Genomic DNA, 17,780 nt, shown 5'->3' with positions numbered 1-17,780 from the left:
CCGGCGTTCGTATCTGGCCCCAGGCGGCGGATATCTGCCCAGTGGGACCCGGACGCGGTGCCCGCCCGCTCCCCAACCAGGGGCGGCTACCCTCACTAGAAATACGACAAAGGGGTCAAATAGTGGCAGCGGAGATCGCGAATCCTCGCAGCGACAGCACGAGCGGAAGCGCCGGAGACGCGGAGGGTGTCGCGGACGGCGAGCCCTTCGATCCGGCTTTCGCGCTCCACCGGGGCGGCAAGATGGCCATCGAGGCGACGGTGCCGGTGCGGAACAAGGACGACCTGTCCCTCGCCTACACGCCGGGCGTCGCGAAGGTCTGCAGCGCCATCGCCGAAAATCCCGAGCTGGTGCATGAGTACACCTGGAAGTCCCAGGTCGTCGCCGTCGTCACGGACGGCAGCGCGGTGCTCGGGCTCGGCGACATCGGCCCGGAGGCCTCCCTGCCGGTGATGGAGGGCAAGGCCATCCTCTTCAAGCAGTTCGGCGGCGTCGACGCGGTGCCGATCGCCCTCGACTGCCGGGAGGTGGACGAGATCGTGGAGACCGTCGCCCGGTTCGCCCCCTCCTTCGGCGGCGTGAACCTGGAGGACATCTCCGCCCCGCGCTGCTTCGAGATCGAGCGCAAGCTCCAGGAGCGCGTCGACATCCCGATCTTCCACGACGACCAGCACGGCACCGCCGTCGTCACCCTCGCCGCGCTGCGCAACGCGGCCAAGCTGGCCGACCGCTCCCTCGGCCAGCTGCGCGCCGTGATCTCCGGCGCCGGCGCCGCCGGGGTCGCCATCGCCAGGATCCTGGTCGAGGCGGGGATCGGCGATGTCGCGGTCTGCGACCGCAAGGGCATCGTGTCCGCCGACCGCGAGGACCTGACCGATGTCAAGCGGGAGCTGGCCGGCTTCACCAACAAGGCCGGGCTGACCGGCCCCATGGAGGCCGCGCTGGACGGCGCCGACGTCTTCATCGGGGTCAGCGGCGGTACGGTCCCCGAGCAGTCGGTCGCGAAGATGGCGCCCGGCTGCTTCATCTTCGCGATGGCCAACCCCACTCCGGAGATCCACCCGGACATCGCCCACAAGTACGCCGCCGTGGTCGCCACCGGCCGCAGCGACTACCCGAATCAGATCAACAACGTGCTGGCCTTCCCGGGCATCTTCGCCGGCGCGCTCCAGGTCCGGGCCTCCCGGATCACCGAGGGCATGAAGCTCGCCGCCGCCGAGGCGCTGGCCGCCGTGGTGGCCGACGAACTGAGCGCCGAAAAGGTCATCCCCTCGCCGTTCGACGACCGGGTCGCCCCGGCCGTCACCGCGGCCGTCGCGGCGGCGGCCCGCGCGGAGGGCGTGGCGCGCCGCTGACGCGCTGCGCTGTCGGTCTGTATACGGTCGGGCCGCCACCTCCACGTGAGGCGGCGGCCCGACCGTCGTACGGGCCCCCGGCGCGGGGCGCCGGGCGGCCCCCGGCGGGCCTGGTCGCCCGGCGCACAAGCGCGGGGCCGCCGTGGCCGGACTCGACGGCCGCGCCACCGCGCGTGGCCGCGCGGCGCGTGTCACACCGTGGCGTGGTTCCGCCGGTCGGCTGCCGCGCCTATGGTCGGGATCATGTTCGCTGCCTACGCCGCACGTATCGACCGCGACCAGCCGCTCAACGGCCTCGAACTGGGCGAGCGCCCCGGGCCCGAGGCGCGCCCCGGATGGTCGACCGTCACCGTCAAGGCCGCCTCGCTCAACCACCACGACCTGTGGTCGCTGCGCGGCGTGGGCCTCGGTGAGGAGTCCTTGCCGATGATCCTGGGCTGTGACGCGGCCGGGATCGACGAGGACGGCAACGAGGTCGTCGTCCACTCGGTCATCGGCCAGAGCGGGCACGGCGTCGGCCCCCGCGAGCCCCGTTCCATCCTCACCGAGCGCTACCAGGGCACCTTCGCGGAGAAGGTCGCCGTCCCCACCTGGAATCTGCTGCCCAAGCCCAAGGAGCTCTCCTTCGAGGAGGCCGCCTGCCTGCCGACGGCCTGGCTGACCGCCTACCGCATGCTCTTCACCAACGCGGGCGTGCGCCCCGGCGACAGCGTCCTCGTCCAGGGCGCGGGCGGCGGCGTGGCCACCGCGGCGATCGTGCTGGGCGCGGCGGCCGGGCTGCGGGTGCTGGCCACCAGCCGCGACGAGGCCAAGCGCAAGCGCGCGGTCGACCTGGGCGCCGAGGGCGCGTACGAGCCGGGGGAGCGGCTGCCGCGGCGCGTGGACGCGGTGATCGAGACGGTGGGCGCGGCCACCTGGTCGCACTCCATCAAGTCCCTCAAGCCCGGCGGCACCCTCGTCATCTCGGGCGCGACCAGTGGGCCCAGCCCCAAGTCCGCGGAGCTCAACCGGATCTTCTTCCTGGAGCTGAAGGTCGTCGGCTCCACGATGGGCAGCAAGGAGGAACTGGAGGACCTGCTGAGCTTCTGCGCGGCGCGCGGGGTGCGGCCGGTCATCGACTCGGTGCTGCCGCTGGACCGGGCCCGCGAGGGATTCGAGAAGATGGCGGGCGGGGACCTCTTCGGCAAGGTCGTGCTGACGGTCTGAGGCCGCTTTCAGGGTTGTACGGCTTTACGGCCGTACGAAGCTTCGCTCGAAGCGGTAGCGCTTGATCGTGCTGCCCCTGAAACCCGGGAACTGACGGATCCGCTCCCACTGAGGGGTCACCGAGCCGACGCCCGGGGCGGCTGACGCGATGGCCGCGTCGTACGCCTCCTCGCTGGTCCACTGGGCGTAGTTGAGCGCCCGGGTGCGGTCGTTGGCCAGATGGCGGGCGCCGTCGACGACCAGGTGGAAGTCGGCGGAGATGAGGTCGGGGCTCGGGTCGGGGTCCGTCTCCAGGGCCTCGATGACCAGGTCGATCCACTGACGCCGCAGGTCCGGGTCGTCGAAGTCGAGCTCGATGACGGCGATGCACCCGGGCACCCGCGGATCGTTCTCCGTTCGGGTGTCGAAGCCGCGGTAGCGGCGGTAGTTGGCGATGCCGTTGCGCCTGATCCCCGGAACGGCGGCGTCGATCTGGTCGACCCGCTCCTGGCGCTGGGTGCGGACGAACGCGTGGTACGCCTCCTCGCTCGTCCATTGGGCGTGGTGGAACAGCGTGTCGCCGTCCGTTCCCACGTAGAGGTTCTGCGACAGCAGCTCCGGGCTCGGCCAGGGGCGGGAGTCCCAGCTGGCGGCGATGGCGTCCGCCGTCGCCCGCTGCCGCTCGGGCGTGCCGACGCTCCAGGTGGAGAACAGGGCGGCGCCGACGTCGGGGCGCGCGAGGTCGGGGAGGGGGTTGGGGGCGCCGGGCATGGGGGCTCCTTCAGGTTCGCGGACGGGGCTGACGGGGGCTGCTTCGCCTCCGTCAGCCCCCGCCCGCGATCCTGATACCTCAACTGCGGTTGAGGTCAAGGGTGTTCGCCAGGCCTACGTGACCTGGACGCCGCCCTCACCCTGTTCGCGCTCCGTCCCGCCGTGTTCGCTAGGCGTACGCGACCTGGACCGAGGCGATGCCCAGCGTGCTCTGGGCGGGCAGCATGCCCGCCTCGAACACCGCCGCGAGCAGCGGATGCACCAGCTCCGCCAAGCGCTCGGCCCGCTCGGCGCCCAGGGCGCGCCAAGGCGCCGCGGCCAGCTCGTCCGTCTGCCGCTCGATCGCGTCGCGGCCCTGACGGCCGCGCTCGGTGGCGTTCCCGTCCGCGTCGAGCCAGCCGCGCCCGGCCAGCCGGCCGGCCGCGGCGCTCCACTCCTCCGCGGTCCAGCCGCGGCCGTCGAAGTTCTCCTTCGGGGCGGCGCCGACCCCCGCGAAGGACACCAGCGCCTCGCACGGGTCGAGACCGGCGGTGAGCAGCGCGGCCAGGTGGCCGTCACCGCGGTGCTCCCGCAGCACGGTGATGGCCTGCCACAGGGCCAGATGCGGCTCGTCGGACCAGCCGAGGTCGCGGTTGGCGGCGGCGAGGGGGCGGGCGGCCAGGGGCGCGGCCCCGGCCGCCTCCTTGGCCAGGGCCGCGGCCTCGGCGATGTCCTGCCCGCCGACCCGGTCGCCGAGCAGCGCGCGGAATGTACGGTCGACCGCGCGCAGCCGCGCCGCCACCACCGCCTCGGGGGCGGCCGTCGACCAGACGGCGGGGACGTACTCGGCTATCGTGCGCGGGCTGAAGCTGTAGAAGGTGGCCGTCACCAGCTCGGGGCCGACCATGCCCAGCGGGGCGGCCCGCCACGCGAAGTAGCTGGGCCAGCGGGACTCGACGTCGTAGCCGAGCGCCGCGGCCTCCTCGTACGCCTGCGGGGCGAAGTAGAGGCTGGCGTGCACCGGTTCCAGCTGGTGCCACATGCGGCGGGCGAGGGCTTGGTACTGCGTCACTTTTACCTCTTCGGATGAGACTCGGACGAGAACCTGGCGAGGCGGCGGAAGCGGGGGGAAGCCGAGGGCGAAGGATAGCCAGCGCATGGGGAGGGCGGGGGCCTATTCCTTCGCCTGCCCCCGCAGCAGCGCCGTGATCTGCGCCGCGGTCGCCGCGAGCCGCCGCCGGGCCTCGGCCGCGTGGGCGGCGCTCACGCCGTGGTCGCGGGCCGTGTCGCGGATGTCGTCGCGGAAGCGGTCCAGGAGCCGGTCCAGGTCGCGGGCGGGGTCGCCGGACGGGGTGAAGTCCCGGGCCCACTCCGGCTCGTGCCCCGCCGCCTCCGGCCTGTGCTCGGCCGCCTCCGGCCTGTGCTCGGCCGCCGCCTTGGGCGCGTCCGCGCGCTCGACGACGTACTCCGGCTCGGCGTGCTCCGCGGCCCCCGCGCCCTGCCGTGAGATACGCCCTATGCCGCGCGACACCTCGGCCAGCCCCTCGCGTACGGCGCTCTGCCAGTCGCCCGTCCTCAGGTGTTCCTGCGTCTGCTCCTGCAGCCGCCGGGCCATCCGCTGGACCTCCTCGCGCGCCAGGTCCTGGGCGTCCTTCGCCTGCTGCCGGGCGCGCTGGGCGTCCTGCCGGGCGCGGCGGCTCTCCTCCTTGGCCCGGCGGGCCTGCTCCTTCCACTCGTCCTTGGCGCGCCGCATCTCCTCCTTCGCCAGCCGCCACGCCTCCTTGTCCCCCCACGGGCCCTCCCACGACCCGCGCTTCCCGCCCTTCCCGCCCTTCGTGTCGGAGGTGTTGCCTGAGGTACGGGCCTGCTGCGCCGCCTCCCGCATCTCGCGCCGCAGATCGCTGGCGGAGCCGCGTACGTCCTCGCGGATCTCGGCGGCGAGCTCGGCGACGGACTCGCGGATCTCGACCTCCAGGTCGGCCAGCTCGCCGCCGCGGTCGGCCAGTTCGGCACGGCCGGCGTCGGTGATGGAGTAGACCTTGCGGCCGCCCTCCGTGGTGTGGGTGACCAGGCCCTCGGCCTCCAGCTTGGCCAGGCGGGGGTACACGGTGCCGGCAGAGGGCGCGTACAGGCCCTGGAAGCGCTCCTCCAGCAGGCGGATGACCTCGTAGCCGTGGCGCGGTGCCTCGTCGAGCAGCTTGAGGAGGTAGAGCCGCAGCCGGCCGTGGGCGAATACGGGGGCCATCAGAGGACCTTTCCTTCGGGGCGGTCAGGGCCTTGCGCCGGGCCGGGTGACGGGGGCGTCGGCGAGTCCGTGGCGGCGTCGGCGGGCGAGTCCGTGGGCGTGTCGGCGGGGGCGTCCTCTTCGGTGGGCGGGCGGCGCAGCAGCGCTATCGCGCCCGTGACGGTGGTGGCCTTGAGCCGGCCGCTGCCCGCGCCGAGTCGGCCGGACACGCGCTTGGCCCCCCACTGGCCGGTGACCCGCAGATCCTCGAAGGCATTGGAGACCGCTCCGCTCGTGGTGTGCGCCTCGACCTCGGCGTCGCCGGGGTGCGGCAGCCGGATCGCGATCTCGCCGGACACGGTGTTGAGGGCGATGTCCGCGCCGCCCGAGGTGGTCGTGGCGGCGAGGTCGAGCACGATGTCGCCGCTGACGGTGTCCGCGTGGACGGACTGGCCCGAGCCCTCGATGACGGTCAGGTCGCCGTTGACGGAGTTGAAGCGCAGCCGCCCGGTGACGGCCTGGGCTTCGACCCGCCCCGAGACGGTGTCGGCGTGGACCGGGCCGGTCAGCCCGAGCAGGGTGATGTCGCCGGTGACGCCGTGCACATCGGTGCGGCCGGTGAGCCCGGAGACGACGGCTCCGGCGCCGACGGCCCCGACCGAGGCGCTGGTGTCGGTGGGCACGGCGAGGGTGAGATGGACCGTACGGTTCCAGCCCTTGTGGTCGAGCCACTTGAGCCAGCCCTTCCACGGCACGTCGTCGTATCCGACCCTCAGCGCGCCGTCCTCGTGGGTGACGGTCAGCGGCGGGCCGTCGATCTCCGTGAGCTCCAGGCGGGCGGGGCCGGTGTCGGTCCCGACGACGTTGACGGTGCCGCCCACGACGCGCACCTGGAGGGTGGACACGAGGTCGTCGAAGGTGAGCTTCTGTGGTTCGGTCAACGACCACTTGGACTGGCCTGACATCCCTGGCCTCCCCTGGCTGGGCGCTGGCGGGACCCCTGACCGGACCCCGCGGCAGACGCAACGCAACATATCGCGTCTTCTACTAGACACGATATATCGCGGATCTGGGGAGTCAAGCGGCGACCCCAGGCGTGCCGGGGTGGCTGATTCGGTGCGGGCGGTCATCGGCCGGGATTCGCTAGAGCGCCGCTAGAGCCTGACTGGAGAGTCATGGAGTGCGAATGTTCGAGGCTGTTACCTTCAGGGCCTCGGAATCGGGGGGGAAGGGTCAAATGGGTCATGTCAGGACAGTCCTTGAAATACTCAACGCCCGAAGACGTCCAGGAACTGCGTTCCGTGACCCAGCTGCTGGTCAGGGCGGCGGTGGAGTACCCCTATTCGGGGGTAGGTTACTTGCCCGACGGCGCGGAGGGCGAATCCATACGCCAGCCCTATACGCCCTATTCTGAACTTCTCGATTCCGCACTCCGATTGCTCACCGGTCTGCGGTCCCGTGGGTTGAGGGCCGGCGACAAGGTCGCGCTGCTGCTGGATGACCAGCGGGAATTCCTCTCCGTTTTCTGGGCCTGTCTGCTGGGCGGGTTCGTCCCCTGCCCCATGGCGCCGGTGCCGGGCGACCCCGCCCGCTGGGCCGCGCAGCTCGCCCATGTCGACCGGCTGCTCGACCGTCCGCTGCTGGTCACCACCGAGGCGACGCACGCCGAGCTGCCCGATGTACCGGGACTCGACGTGGCGCCGGTGGAAGGGCTCGGCGGCGGTGAACCCGCGCCGGACATCCACCGGGCCGCGCCGGAAGACCTCGCCCTGCTGGTGCTGACTTCCGGCTCCACCGGAAATTCCAAAGCCGTGATGCTCTCCCATGGAAACCTTCTGGCATCCATGGCGGGGAAGTCGGACAAGCAGCGGCTCACCGCCGCCGACACCACGTTCAACTGGATTTCCTACGACCATGTCGCGGCGCTTCTGGAAGCGCATCTGCTGCCGCTTTACGTGGGCGCGAACCAATTGCACGCCCCGGCCTCCGTCATTCTCGAGGAGCCGCAGCGGTTCCTGCGCATCATCTCCCGTCACAAGGTGACGATGACCTTCACCCCGAATTTCCTCCTCGGCCCGCTTAATTCCGCGGCCCATGAATTCGCGGAGGAGGCGGTGCCGGGCGGGGAGGGCGGGGAAGGCGGGGAGCGGCTTGATCTGAGCGCGCTGCGCCACATCGTGAGCGGCGGCGAGGCCAATGTCGTCGCCACCGGTGAGGCGTTTCTCGCCAACTACGCTCCGTACGGCCTGCGGCGGTCCGCGCTGTGGCCCGCCTTCGGCATGACCGAGACCTGCGCCGGCAGCATCTACAACCGAGACTTCCCGGACGTCGACGCGGGCCAGGAGTTCGCCAACCTCGGCACGCCCGTCAAGGCGCTGACCATCCGGGTGGCCGACGACGAGCATCGCGCGCTGCCCGCGGGCGAAGTGGGGGAGTTGCAGCTCAGCGGCCCGATGATCACGACGGGCTACTACAACAACGAGGAGGCCACCCGCGAGGCCTTCACCCCCGACGGCTGGTTCCGCAGCGGCGATCTGGGCCGTATCGACGACGGCCGGCTCACCCTGGTCGGGCGCAGCAAGGACAGCATCATCGTCAATGGCGTCAACTACTTCAGCCATGAGATGGAGGCGGCGCTCGAGCAGCTGGACGGCGTGGCCGGCGGCTATGTCGCGGCCTTCCCGACCCGGCGGCCGGGCAGCGACACCGAGCAGCTGGTGATCGCGGTCAGCCCCGAGGTGGCCGGCCCCGAGGTGGTCGGCCCCGAGGTGGCGGAGGGCGACGAGGCGGGCCTGTACCGGCTGCTCACCGCTGTGCGTTCCACCGTGGTGATGCACTGGGGGTTCCGGCCCTCCCTCATCCTGCCGCTGCCCAAGGAGGCGTTCCCCAAGACCAGCCTGGGCAAGACGCTGCGCCAGCGGATGCGCACCCGCCTGGAGTCCGGCGGCTTCGACGACGTCATCGCGCGCGTCGCCGAGCTGACCACCCGCAGGCTCGGCGGGTACACCGCGCCGGAGGGCGAGACCGAGCGGGTGCTCGCCGAAATCTATGCCGAGATGTTCGACATGGCCCCGGACGAGGTCAGCGTCACCGCGAGCTTCTTCGACCTCGGCGGGACCTCGCTGGACATCCTGCGGCTGCGCCGCCAGGTGGGCCGCCGGCTCGGCGTCGTGGATCTGCCGATCATCACCGTGCTCACCGCCCCCTCGGTGCGCGCCCTCGCGGCCCGGCTCGGCGAGGGCGGCTCGGCGGCGGCCGTGGCGTACGACCCGGTGGTGCCGCTGCAGGCCGCGGGCGACAAGACGCCGCTGTTCTGTGTGCACCCGGGCGTCGGCGAGGTCCTGGTCTTCGTCAACCTCGCCAAGTACTTCGTCGGCGACCGGCCCTTCTACGCCCTGCGCGCCCGGGGGTTCAACGAGGGCGAGCGGCCCTTCGCGAGCTTCGAGGAGATGGTCACCACGTATGTCGAGGCCATCCGCGCCACCCAGCCCCACGGCCCGTACGCCGTCGCCGGCTACTCGTACGGCGGCGCCGTGGCCTTCGAGATCGCCAAGGAGCTGGAGGCGCAGGGCGAGCGCGTCGACTTCGTCGGGAGCTTCAACCTCCCGCCGCATATCAAGTCCCGCATGGATGAGCTGGACTTCATCGAGACCGCGGCCAATCTCGCGTTCTTCCTCGACCTGATCAACAAGAAGCAGTCCCTCGACCTCCCCGGGCAGCTGCGCGGGCTGCCCAAGGAGGAGCAACTGGCGCACTTCCTCACGATCGCCCCACAGGGCCGGCTGGCCGAGCTCGATCTGGACCTGGACAAGTTCACGGCCTGGGCCGAGCTGGCCAACGGGCTCACCGACCTCGGCCGCAGCTACACGCCCACCGGCACCACCCGTTCGATGACGGTCTTCTACGCCATCCCGCTGCGCGGCACCAAGGAGGACTGGCTCAACAACGAGCTGCGCAGGTGGGACGAGCACACCACCGAGGCCAACCGCTATATCGACGTGCCCGGCGAGCACTACACCCTGATGGGGCCCCAGCACGTCGCGACCTTCCAGGCCATCCTGCGCAGGGAGCTCGACCGCGCGCTGGGCGACGGCGGGTAACGAGCGACGGCGAGTAGCGAGCGACGCCGAGTAGCGAGCTACGCCGAGTAACGAGCGGCGGCGGGTAACGAGCGCGCGAGTAGCGCCGGCAAGAGGAGAAGAGCACGTTGAAAGGCAAGAAAATCCTGGTCACGGGCGGCAGCGGGCAGGTCGGCCGCCCGGTGGCCGAGGCGCTGGCCGAGCACAACGAGGTCTGGTGCCTGGGCCGGTTCGCCACCCCGGGCGTCGAGGAGGAGCTGAGAGCCCGCGGGATCAGGACGTACCACTGGGACATGAACGACCTCGGCGGCGCCGCGTACGACGGGCTCCCCGACGACTTCACCCACGTCATCCACTCGGCGGTGCGGCGCGGCGAGGACGGTGACTTCAACGCCGCGATCGAGGTCAACTCCGTCGCCTGCGGCCGGCTGATGACCCACTGCCGCGGCGCGGAGGCGTTCTTGTACGTCTCGACCGGCGCGCTCTACAAGCGGCAGACCCTGGACCACCCGTACGCCGAGGACGACCCGGTCGACGGCGTCGCCGACTGGCTGCCCGCCTACCCCGTGGGCAAGATCGCCGCCGAGGGCGCCGTACGGGCCTTCGCGAGCGTGCTGAACCTGCCGACCACCATCGCCCGGCTCAACATCGCGTACGGGCCCGGGGGCTACGGCGGGGTGCCGATGCTCTACTTCAAGCGGATGCTGGCCGGTGAGCCGATACCGGTGCCGCTGGAGGGCCAGAACTGGTGCTCGCTGCTGCACACCGACGACCTGGTCAGCCAGGTGCCCAAGCTGTGGGCCGCCGCGTCCGTGCCCGCCACGCTGGTCAACTGGGGCGGTGACGAGCCGGTGGGCATGACGGACTGCGTGCGCTACCTCGAAGAGCTCACCGGCGTCGAGGCCAAGCTGGTGCCCAGCGAGGTCACCCGGGAGACCTACCAGTTCGATCCCGCGCGGCGGCTGGAGCTCACCGGCCCCTGCCGGGTGCCGTGGCGCGAGGGCGTACGGCAGACCCTCGAGGCGCTGTACCCCGACCACGTCAAGCCGCGCCCGGACGCTTCCGCCGCCTGAACCGAGCAGACACCGAGGAGATGCGAACAACCGTGGCGTCAGAGAACATCGAGGCCATCCGGGCGTGCTACGCGGGCTTCCGCGACCGGGACGTCGAGGGGATCCTCTCGGGGATGCACCCGGACGTGGAGTGGGTCCACCCGGACGGGATGGCCAAGTACGGCCTCGGCGGCACCAAGCTGGGCCATGCCGGGATCAAGGAATTCCTGGCCCATGTCCCGACGGTGCTCGGCGGGATGAGGCTCAGCCCTCAGGAGTTCATCGAGCAGGGGGACCGGGTCATCGTCCTGGGCACCCGCGAGGTGACCTCGCGTACCGGCACCACCGCGACCTTGAACTTCGTCCACTCCTGGACGATGCGGGACGGCAGGGCGACGAGGATGGAGGACATCTTCGACACCGTCGCGTTCCATGAGCTGATCGAGAGCTGAGTTCCAAGAAGTTCCGAGAATCGGAAGGACGACCGCCTGTGTCCCGCCGTCTGGGCACAGGCGGTCCGTATCTGGAGCGGCCCGGTCAGACGGTCGTGACGACCTCGTCGTACTCCAGGCGCGGCAGCCGGCCCATCCAGGCGTCGGGCCCCGGCATGCCGATGTTGACGACGCACACCGCCCGGTGCCGGCCGTCCTCGAAGAACTCCTTGGACACGGCCTCATGGTCGAAGCCGATCATCGGCCCGGCGGCAAGCCCGGCCGCGCGCACGCCCAGGATGAAGTAGCCCACCTGCAGCGCGGCGTTGAACCGTGCGGAGGCCTCGCGGAAGTTCGGCTCCGCGAAGACGTCCTGCGGGTTCTCCATGAACGGCACCAGCTTGGGCAGCTCCTCGTGGAAGTCCAGGTCAGCCGCGAGGACCGCGACCAGCGGCGCCTTCCCCGTCTTCTCCTGGTTGCGCCCCGTCATATGGGACACGAGGCGGGCGCGGGCCTCCTCGGAGCGCACCAGGACCACGCGCAGCGGCTGCTGGTTCATCGAGGTGGGGGCGAACTTGACCAGTTCGTAGATGGCGCGGACCTGTTCGTCCGTGACCGGCTCGTCGGTGAACGTGTTGGCCGTACGGGCCTCCAGGAACAGCTGGTTCTGCGCCTCGGGCGCCAGGGTGAGGGGGCGCAGGGCGTCGCTGTTCTCCGGTGCGCTCATGGAGCTCTCTCCTCGTGGGGCGTGGGCCGTAATTATTTGGACTGGACCGACTAGTCCAGTGAAGTGATGGAAGGCTAGACTCGCAAGTCCATTGGTGGCAAGTGCGCATCGGCGTCGGTGAGTCAGGAGGACGGAGCCTTGCGGACGGACAGCGCGCCGCGGCCACGCGGCGCCGTGGGCCGGCCGGCGGGCCCTCAGCCCGCCAAGCGGCAGGCCATATTGGAGGCGGCCGTCGCCGTCTTTCTGCGCGAGGGATACACCCGGGCGAGCGTGGACGTCATAGCCGACGAGGCCCATGTGTCCAAGCAGACCGTCTACAACCACTTCGGGGACAAGCAGCGGCTGTTCCTCGCGGCCGTCGAGGGCGAACGGGAGCGGGTGGCCGCCCGCTTCACCCCCGATCTCACCCCTGAACTCGCCGGCGAACCGCAAATCGAGGGCGAACCCGGAGGTGACGGCGAACCCGGAGGCGAGGGCGCGGCGGACGCCGAGACGGCCCTGGTCTCCTTCGGCCACCGGGTGCTCCAGGTGCTGCTCGACGAGCGCGCCTCCGCGCTGCGCCGTCTGGTCATCTCCGAGGTGGCCCGCCATCCCTCGCTCCGCCCGGCCTGCGCGGACGGCGAGCCCCAGCAGCTCGTGACGTACCTCGTCGACCTGCTCACCCGCCGCACCGAGCGCGGCGAGCTGAGCGTCGACGACCCGGCCACCGTCGCCCGCCAGTTCGTCGCCCTGCTCGTCCAGCAGGGCCTGCACCAGTCGATGTACGGCACCCGCCCGCTGCCCGGGCACGAAGCCGCGGCCATCTGCGAGAGGGCCGCCGACCTGTTCGTACGCGCGTACCGCAGGTGATGTGTGAGGAGGTGGCTCCACCCATGCATGTGAGCGTCCTCGGACCGCTGACGCTGCGCCACGGCGACCAGTCGGCGGTGCCCAGCGCGATGAAGCCGCGCAAGGTCCTGTCCCTGCTGCTGCTCAACGACGGCCGGATGGTGCCCGTACAGTCCCTGATGACCGAGCTGTGGGGCGAGCGGCCGCCGCGCACCGGGCTGACCACGCTCCAGACGTACGTCCTGCACCTGCGCAAGCTGCTCGCCCAGGCGCTCGGCGTCCCGTCGGCCGCGGTCGCCCGGGACGTGCTGCAGACCAGGCCCGGCGGCTACGCCCTGGCGCTGCGCTACGGCCAGCTCGACGTCCACCGCTACCGCGACCGCGTCGCCGAGGGCGAACACGCGCTGGAGGCAGGCGACGAGCGGGCCGCCGATACGGCCTTCCGGCGGGCCCTGTCGGTCTGGCAGGGCCCGGCCCTGGTCGACGTCGCGCCGCACGGACGCCCCCTGCAGGCCGAGGTCGCCCGGCTCGAACAGTCCCGGCTCACGGTCACCGAGCGCAGCATCGAGACCCGGCTGCGGCTCGGCGGCCACCAGGAGGCGCTGAGCGATCTGGCCTCGCTCGTCGTCGAGCACCGCTTCCACGAGGGCATGCACGGTCACTACATGCTCGCCCTCCACCGCTCCGGTCAGCGCACCCGCGCCCTCGCGGTCTATCAGCGGCTGCGCCTGGCCATGACGGAGGAGCTGGGGATCGAGCCGTCGGCGAAGCTGCAGCGCCTCCAGCAGGCGGTGCTGGCCTCCGACCCCCGGCTGGACTACGAGGCGGGGGCGCCGGGGCGGGGCCCGGTGGTGGCGTAACAGGTGGAGTTGTTGCCGAGGTGATGTGGTGAGCGGCGAGCCGATCCCCGTGCTGTGGCTGTGCGGCCCGCCGGGGGTGGGGAAGACCGAGGTCGGCTGGGAGATCTACACCGAGCTCGGGCGGGCCGGTGTCGCGGCCGGTTATGTGGACGTCGACCAGCTGGGCATCTGCTATCCCGAACCGGCTTCGGACCCGGGCCGCCATCTGATGCAGGCGCGGAACGTCGGTGCGGTGGTGGCCGGTTACCGGGCGGCGGGCGCGCGGTGTGTCGTCGTGTCCGGTGTCGTCGACACCGCTCGTGGCGTGCACGCCGACCGGATCCCGGGCGCCGCGCTGACCGTATGCCGGCTGCGCGTCGGCCAGGACGAGCTGGGGCGGCGGCTGCTGGGGCGTACGGGGTCGACCGTGGCCATGGCGGACGCGCTGCGGGACGCCGAGGCCATGGACGCGAGCGACATCGGCGATGTGTGCGTGGACACCAGCGGGCTGTCGGTGACCGAGGTGGCGCGGCGGGTACGGGAGCGCACCGGCGGATGGCCGGTCCCGGCCGCCCCCGCCACCGCCTTTGAACGGCCGTCCCAGGCACCCACGCCCGCCGAGGGTTCGGTCCTGTGGCTGTGCGGGGCGACGGGCGTCGGGAAGTCGACGGTCGGCTTCATGCTCTTTCAAAGGGCCCTGGCCGCCGGACATATGGCCGCCTTCCTCGACCTCGAACAGATCGGCTGCTGCGCCCCCGCCCCGGCCGACGACCCCGGCAACCACCGGCTGAAGGCCCGTAATCTGGCCGCCGTATGGCAGGCGTACCGCGCGGCAGGGGCGCGGTGCCTGACGGTCGTCGGCCAGGCCGAGAACGAGTCCGCGATCAGGACGTACGCCGATGCGCTGGCCCCGGCCACCGTGACGGTCTGCCGACTCCACGCGGGGCGCGAGGAGCTGGTGCGGCGGATCCTGAGCCGCGGGCAGGGTGGCAGCTGGGCGCAGCCCGGCGATCCGCTGAAGGGGCGGCCCACCGCGCGGCTGCTCCAGGCCGCCGACGCGGCGGCGGCCGACGCCGAGGCGCTGGACCGCGCCGCCCTGGGGGACCTGTGCGTCGCCACCGACGGGCACACCGTCGAGGAGGTCGCCGACGCGGTGGCCGACGCGGTCGCTGCCGCCGCCGACCGCCTCAGATCGTCCTCAAGCTTTTGAGCTTTGAACAAGGTATGTACGCGGCGCTGCTAGCTTCGTAGGGTGCAATCGCCGAATATGGCGTTCCACTTGATGACTGGTCACGGGGGAATCATGCCGTTCATCCCGCTTGCTCCATACCCGCAAGACACGCCGTTCCCGTCTCGCGCCTCGGAAATCCGCTGAGAAGAACCGCTGAAAGGGAACTCGTGCTCACGTACCACCAGGTCATGACCATCGACCTGTCGCTCCTCGAGTCGGCCGCCACCAAATGGGACGAGGCCGCCAAGAAGTTCGAAGCGGTCCAGAAGATCTACGACAGCAAGGTCAAATCGGTCGGGCTCGACGGGACCTGGAACGGCGTGTCCCATCTGGTCGCGCGCCCCAATATGCAACTGACCGACGAGCAGTTCACCGCGGCGCCCAAGGAGGCCCGCGCCGTCGCGTCGATCCTGCGGGACGCGCACAGCCAGTTCGTCGAGCTGCGCGGGAAGGTGAAGTCGGCGGTCGCGGACGCGGTGAAGGCCGGTATGAAGGTCTCGGACGCCGGTATCGCGAGCTATGACTACTCGAAGGCCAGCGCCTCCGATGCCAATGCCGCGCACCACGACCCCGGGATGCGCGACGTCGAGCGGACGTGGACCCGGCATATCGAGGCCGCGGTCAAGGCGGTCGACGACGCCGACCGGGGGGTGAAGCTCGCCCTCAAGGCGGCCGTGGCGGATCCCGATCTCGTCGACGGCGCGGTCAATGGGTTCAATGGCGCGGCGGAAGGCGATATCGAGAAGGTCGAGGCCAAGGAGGCCAAGGACCTCGCGACCAAGCTCAACTCCGGCGATGAGCTCGACAAAACGGAGATGGCCGAGTTCCAGCGGCTGTTCCGGGACAACCGGCACGACAAGGCGTTCAGCCAGACGTTCCTGGACAGTATGGGCCCCAAGGCCACCATCGAACTGAACAACAAGTTCAACAGCCTCGCCAAGGGCGACGACAAGAAGGACTTCACCGCCCTCCAGGAAGGCGTGGCCACTTCCCTGGCCACCGCCACCAAGTCGCCCTCCGACCCCTTCTACAAGAAGTGGCAGGAGGGGCTGCGCAAGGTCGGCACCGAGAATTTCGGGCGTCCGGGGGAGAGCCTTTACGGTTACCAGTCGTTCCTCAACCTCATGACGCACGGCAAGGGCTACGGGAAGAAGTTCCTGGTCGACATCGGAAACGATCTCATCACCCTGGAGAAGAAGGACGGGACGGACAAGTGGCAGAAGGGCGAGGGCCACAGCCTCAAATCCACCGATCCGCTCGATGATCTGCTCGGCATCATGGGCAAGCAGCCCGACGTCGCCAAGGCATTCCTCGATCCGGGTGCGCACGGCGAGAACGACCGCTTGAAGTATCTGCTGCAGGACCGCAACTGGCCCAAGATAGTGATGCAGACCCCGGACGGCGACATCTACTACCGGGACGACCCCGACAGCCGTACGGGCCTGGGGCCCGCGCTCGAAGCCGCGGCCACCGGAAACGTCCCCGGCACGGATCATGTCCTCGGGTATCACACCGACGCCGAGGCCCGCGTCATGCACGACACCCTCACGCTCCTGGACGACGGCCGTAAGGGGGCCGGTCTGCACCCGAACCTGCGGGACAACATGGGCCGCATGCTCGTCGACTACACCCCCGAAACCCACGAGATCCTGACCCGTACGGGCCCGTACGCGGACAAGGACGGGGTGTGGAACGACGGCACGAGCAACCCCAAGGACGCCCATATGTCCGTCCCCAGGGAGACCCTGACGCGCATCATGCGCGGGGTGGCGGAGGACGGTAAGGCGTTCGGCGAGATGTACGACGCCGAGCGCTTCTACTCCGCCGGGACCCTGACCAAGGCGGACTTCGGCAGCCCCAACGAACGCGCCGCGGCCATCGAAGGGGCGTCCTCCGTCTTCGGTTTCTACGACGGAATCAGCTCCGATATCGCCCGCGACAAGAAGGACGACGCCGTCTCCTGGGCCAACCACGCCCAGACGTCCGAATTCGTCGTCACCGGCGGTATGCAGGCCGCCGCCAGTGCCGGTGCCTCGCTCGCCGGCAAGGGCCCGGCCACCGGATTCGTCACGGACGCCGTCTACCGCATTCTCTACGCGGGCGTCTACGACTGGAAGGAAGACCAGATCGCCCAGGCGGGGCAGGCGGCGGCGCAGGAGACGGAGTATCACTTCACCACCGGTCAGAAGCAGGTGAACCATCTCGTCGCGGGCTGGGCCAAGGAGAACGGCTACGGCCTCGACAGCGGGCTGTCGCGGCACCTCGTCGGCTCCGGGCAGGAGCGTTACGACAGCGCGCGGACCGAGGCGCTCATCTATCTGGACTGATCAGCCGGGGGCTGTCCGGGCGGCGGCTGGGCCGGGAGCCCGGCCGGTCCGGCCCCGGGCCCGGCCCCGGGCCCGGCCCCAACCCCGGTTTCGGCGCGCTCCCATGGCAGTCGGTCGAGGGCCAGGTCGACCAGGCGCTCCAGAGCGGCGCGGTCGGCGCCGTACGCGGCCTGGACGGCCATGCCCTCGGTGAGGGCGAGAACGTACCGCGCGGCGTCCTTCGGGTCGACGCCGGCGGGGAGGTCGCCGGACAGCCGGGCCCGTTCGAAGCGCTCGGTCAGCATGAGCTCGCCCGCTTGGCGCCGAGTGCACACATCGGCCTTCACCTCGCTCGCGGCGTCCCCGGTGACGAGCGCGCCGTGGACGAGCAGGCATCCGGCCGGGGTGGCCGCCCCGGTCATGGCCCGGGCCGCGCTCCTGAGCCACCGGCTGACGACCTCGCGGACGGTGTCGGCCTCCAGGGCCTTGGGGCCGTACGAGAAGACCGTGCCGGCGTAAGTGTCGAGCACCCGCTTGAACAGGTCCGCCTTGGAGCCGAAGGCGGCGTAGATGCTGCCCGCCTTGAGGCCGGTGGCGGCGGACAGGTCCGCCATCGTGGTGCCTTCGTAGCCCTTGGCCCAGAAGACGGCGACCGCCGCTGACAGCGCGTCGTCGATATCGAACTCGCGGGGCCGCCCCTTCGCCATGGCGGTGACCCTCCTCACTTTTTAAACGCCCGTTCAAGATATCAGTTGCGCAGTGCCCATGCGCCT

Annotated in this window: 15 protein-coding genes; 9 read left to right on the top strand and 6 right to left on the bottom strand. The window is 70.9% G+C overall.

From position 1 onward, the window contains the following. Positions 1–122 precede the first annotated feature (122 nt). Positions 123–1,355, top strand: coding sequence for an NADP-dependent malic enzyme (locus tag ACH4U7_RS26725; protein ID WP_398530377.1), 1,233 nt, complete (start codon positions 123–125; stop codon positions 1,353–1,355). 243 nt (positions 1,356–1,598) lie between these two features. Beyond that, a complete protein-coding gene (locus tag ACH4U7_RS26720) occupies positions 1,599–2,561 on the top strand; it encodes a zinc-binding dehydrogenase (RefSeq protein ID WP_398530376.1) in 963 nt (320 codons plus the stop codon). A 24-nt stretch (positions 2,562–2,585) separates the two neighbouring features. Here ACH4U7_RS26720 and ACH4U7_RS26715 read toward each other — a convergent pair whose 3' ends face one another. The 4 genes from ACH4U7_RS26715 to ACH4U7_RS26700 all read right to left on the bottom strand — a co-directional run bounded on the left by ACH4U7_RS26715 (position 2,586) and on the right by ACH4U7_RS26700 (position 6,479). Next, positions 2,586–3,311 carry an antibiotic biosynthesis monooxygenase gene (locus ACH4U7_RS26715; protein ID WP_398530375.1) on the bottom strand — a complete coding sequence of 242 codons (726 nt, stop codon included), beginning with the start codon at positions 3,309–3,311 and terminating at the stop codon, positions 2,586–2,588. 169 nt (positions 3,312–3,480) lie between these two features. Then, the gene (locus ACH4U7_RS26710; RefSeq protein ID WP_398530374.1) at positions 3,481–4,362 is read right to left on the bottom strand and encodes a hypothetical protein; all 882 of its coding nucleotides are present in this window, start codon (positions 4,360–4,362) and stop codon (positions 3,481–3,483) included. A 102-nt stretch (positions 4,363–4,464) separates the two neighbouring features. Continuing rightward, positions 4,465–5,535 carry a helix-turn-helix transcriptional regulator gene (locus ACH4U7_RS26705; protein ID WP_398530373.1) on the bottom strand — a complete coding sequence of 357 codons (1,071 nt, stop codon included), beginning with the start codon at positions 5,533–5,535 and terminating at the stop codon, positions 4,465–4,467. After that, complete coding sequence (locus tag ACH4U7_RS26700) at positions 5,535–6,479, bottom strand: DUF4097 family beta strand repeat-containing protein (protein ID WP_398530372.1); 945 nt, start codon at positions 6,477–6,479, stop codon at positions 5,535–5,537. Before ACH4U7_RS26700 ends, ACH4U7_RS26705 begins: the two co-directional genes overlap by 1 nt. Before the next feature lie 279 nt (positions 6,480–6,758). Between ACH4U7_RS26700 and ACH4U7_RS26695 the strand changes: the two genes are divergently transcribed. The 3 genes from ACH4U7_RS26695 to ACH4U7_RS26685 all read left to right on the top strand — a co-directional run bounded on the left by ACH4U7_RS26695 (position 6,759) and on the right by ACH4U7_RS26685 (position 11,097). Continuing rightward, positions 6,759–9,614 carry an AMP-binding protein gene (locus ACH4U7_RS26695; RefSeq protein ID WP_398530371.1) on the top strand — a complete coding sequence of 952 codons (2,856 nt, stop codon included), beginning with the start codon at positions 6,759–6,761 and terminating at the stop codon, positions 9,612–9,614. 107 nt (positions 9,615–9,721) lie between these two features. Beyond that, positions 9,722–10,666 carry an NAD-dependent epimerase/dehydratase family protein gene (locus tag ACH4U7_RS26690; RefSeq protein WP_398530370.1) on the top strand — a complete coding sequence of 315 codons (945 nt, stop codon included), beginning with the start codon at positions 9,722–9,724 and terminating at the stop codon, positions 10,664–10,666. Between the two features lie 32 nt (positions 10,667–10,698). Then, the gene (locus ACH4U7_RS26685; RefSeq protein ID WP_398530369.1) at positions 10,699–11,097 is read left to right on the top strand and encodes a nuclear transport factor 2 family protein; all 399 of its coding nucleotides are present in this window, start codon (positions 10,699–10,701) and stop codon (positions 11,095–11,097) included. Between the two features lie 85 nt (positions 11,098–11,182). On the opposite strand, the gene ACH4U7_RS26680 is transcribed toward ACH4U7_RS26685, so the two are convergent. Then, positions 11,183–11,803: a malonic semialdehyde reductase gene (locus tag ACH4U7_RS26680; protein ID WP_398530368.1), complete on the bottom strand. Its 621-nt coding sequence runs from the start codon at positions 11,801–11,803 to the stop codon at positions 11,183–11,185. Positions 11,804–11,941: 138 nt separating this feature from the next. On the opposite strand from ACH4U7_RS26680, the gene ACH4U7_RS26675 reads away from it, so the two are divergent. The 4 genes from ACH4U7_RS26675 (at position 11,942) to ACH4U7_RS26660 (ending at position 17,028) form a co-directional block, all read left to right on the top strand. After that, positions 11,942–12,652 carry a TetR/AcrR family transcriptional regulator gene (locus ACH4U7_RS26675; RefSeq protein ID WP_398530367.1) on the top strand — a complete coding sequence of 237 codons (711 nt, stop codon included), beginning with the start codon at positions 11,942–11,944 and terminating at the stop codon, positions 12,650–12,652. 23 nt (positions 12,653–12,675) lie between these two features. Further along, positions 12,676–13,491, top strand: a complete 816-nt coding sequence (locus ACH4U7_RS26670; protein ID WP_089511154.1) for an AfsR/SARP family transcriptional regulator — start codon at positions 12,676–12,678, stop codon at positions 13,489–13,491. A gap of 28 nt (positions 13,492–13,519) precedes the next feature. Beyond that, positions 13,520–14,680 carry a hypothetical protein gene (locus ACH4U7_RS26665; RefSeq protein ID WP_398530366.1) on the top strand — a complete coding sequence of 387 codons (1,161 nt, stop codon included), beginning with the start codon at positions 13,520–13,522 and terminating at the stop codon, positions 14,678–14,680. 209 nt (positions 14,681–14,889) lie between these two features. Continuing rightward, positions 14,890–17,028 carry a hypothetical protein gene (locus ACH4U7_RS26660; RefSeq protein ID WP_398530365.1) on the top strand — a complete coding sequence of 713 codons (2,139 nt, stop codon included), beginning with the start codon at positions 14,890–14,892 and terminating at the stop codon, positions 17,026–17,028. Here the strand turns inward: ACH4U7_RS26660 and ACH4U7_RS26655 are convergent. Then, the gene (locus ACH4U7_RS26655; protein ID WP_398530364.1) at positions 17,016–17,714 is read right to left on the bottom strand and encodes a TetR/AcrR family transcriptional regulator; all 699 of its coding nucleotides are present in this window, start codon (positions 17,712–17,714) and stop codon (positions 17,016–17,018) included. The genes ACH4U7_RS26660 and ACH4U7_RS26655 overlap by 13 nt on opposite strands. Positions 17,715–17,780: the final 66 nt, after the last annotated feature.

The sequence above is a fragment of the Streptomyces sp. NPDC020845 genome (assembly GCF_044334165.1).
GTDB lineage: Bacteria > Actinomycetota > Actinomycetes > Streptomycetales > Streptomycetaceae > Streptomyces.
This window is presented reverse-complemented; position numbering and strand designations above follow the sequence as displayed.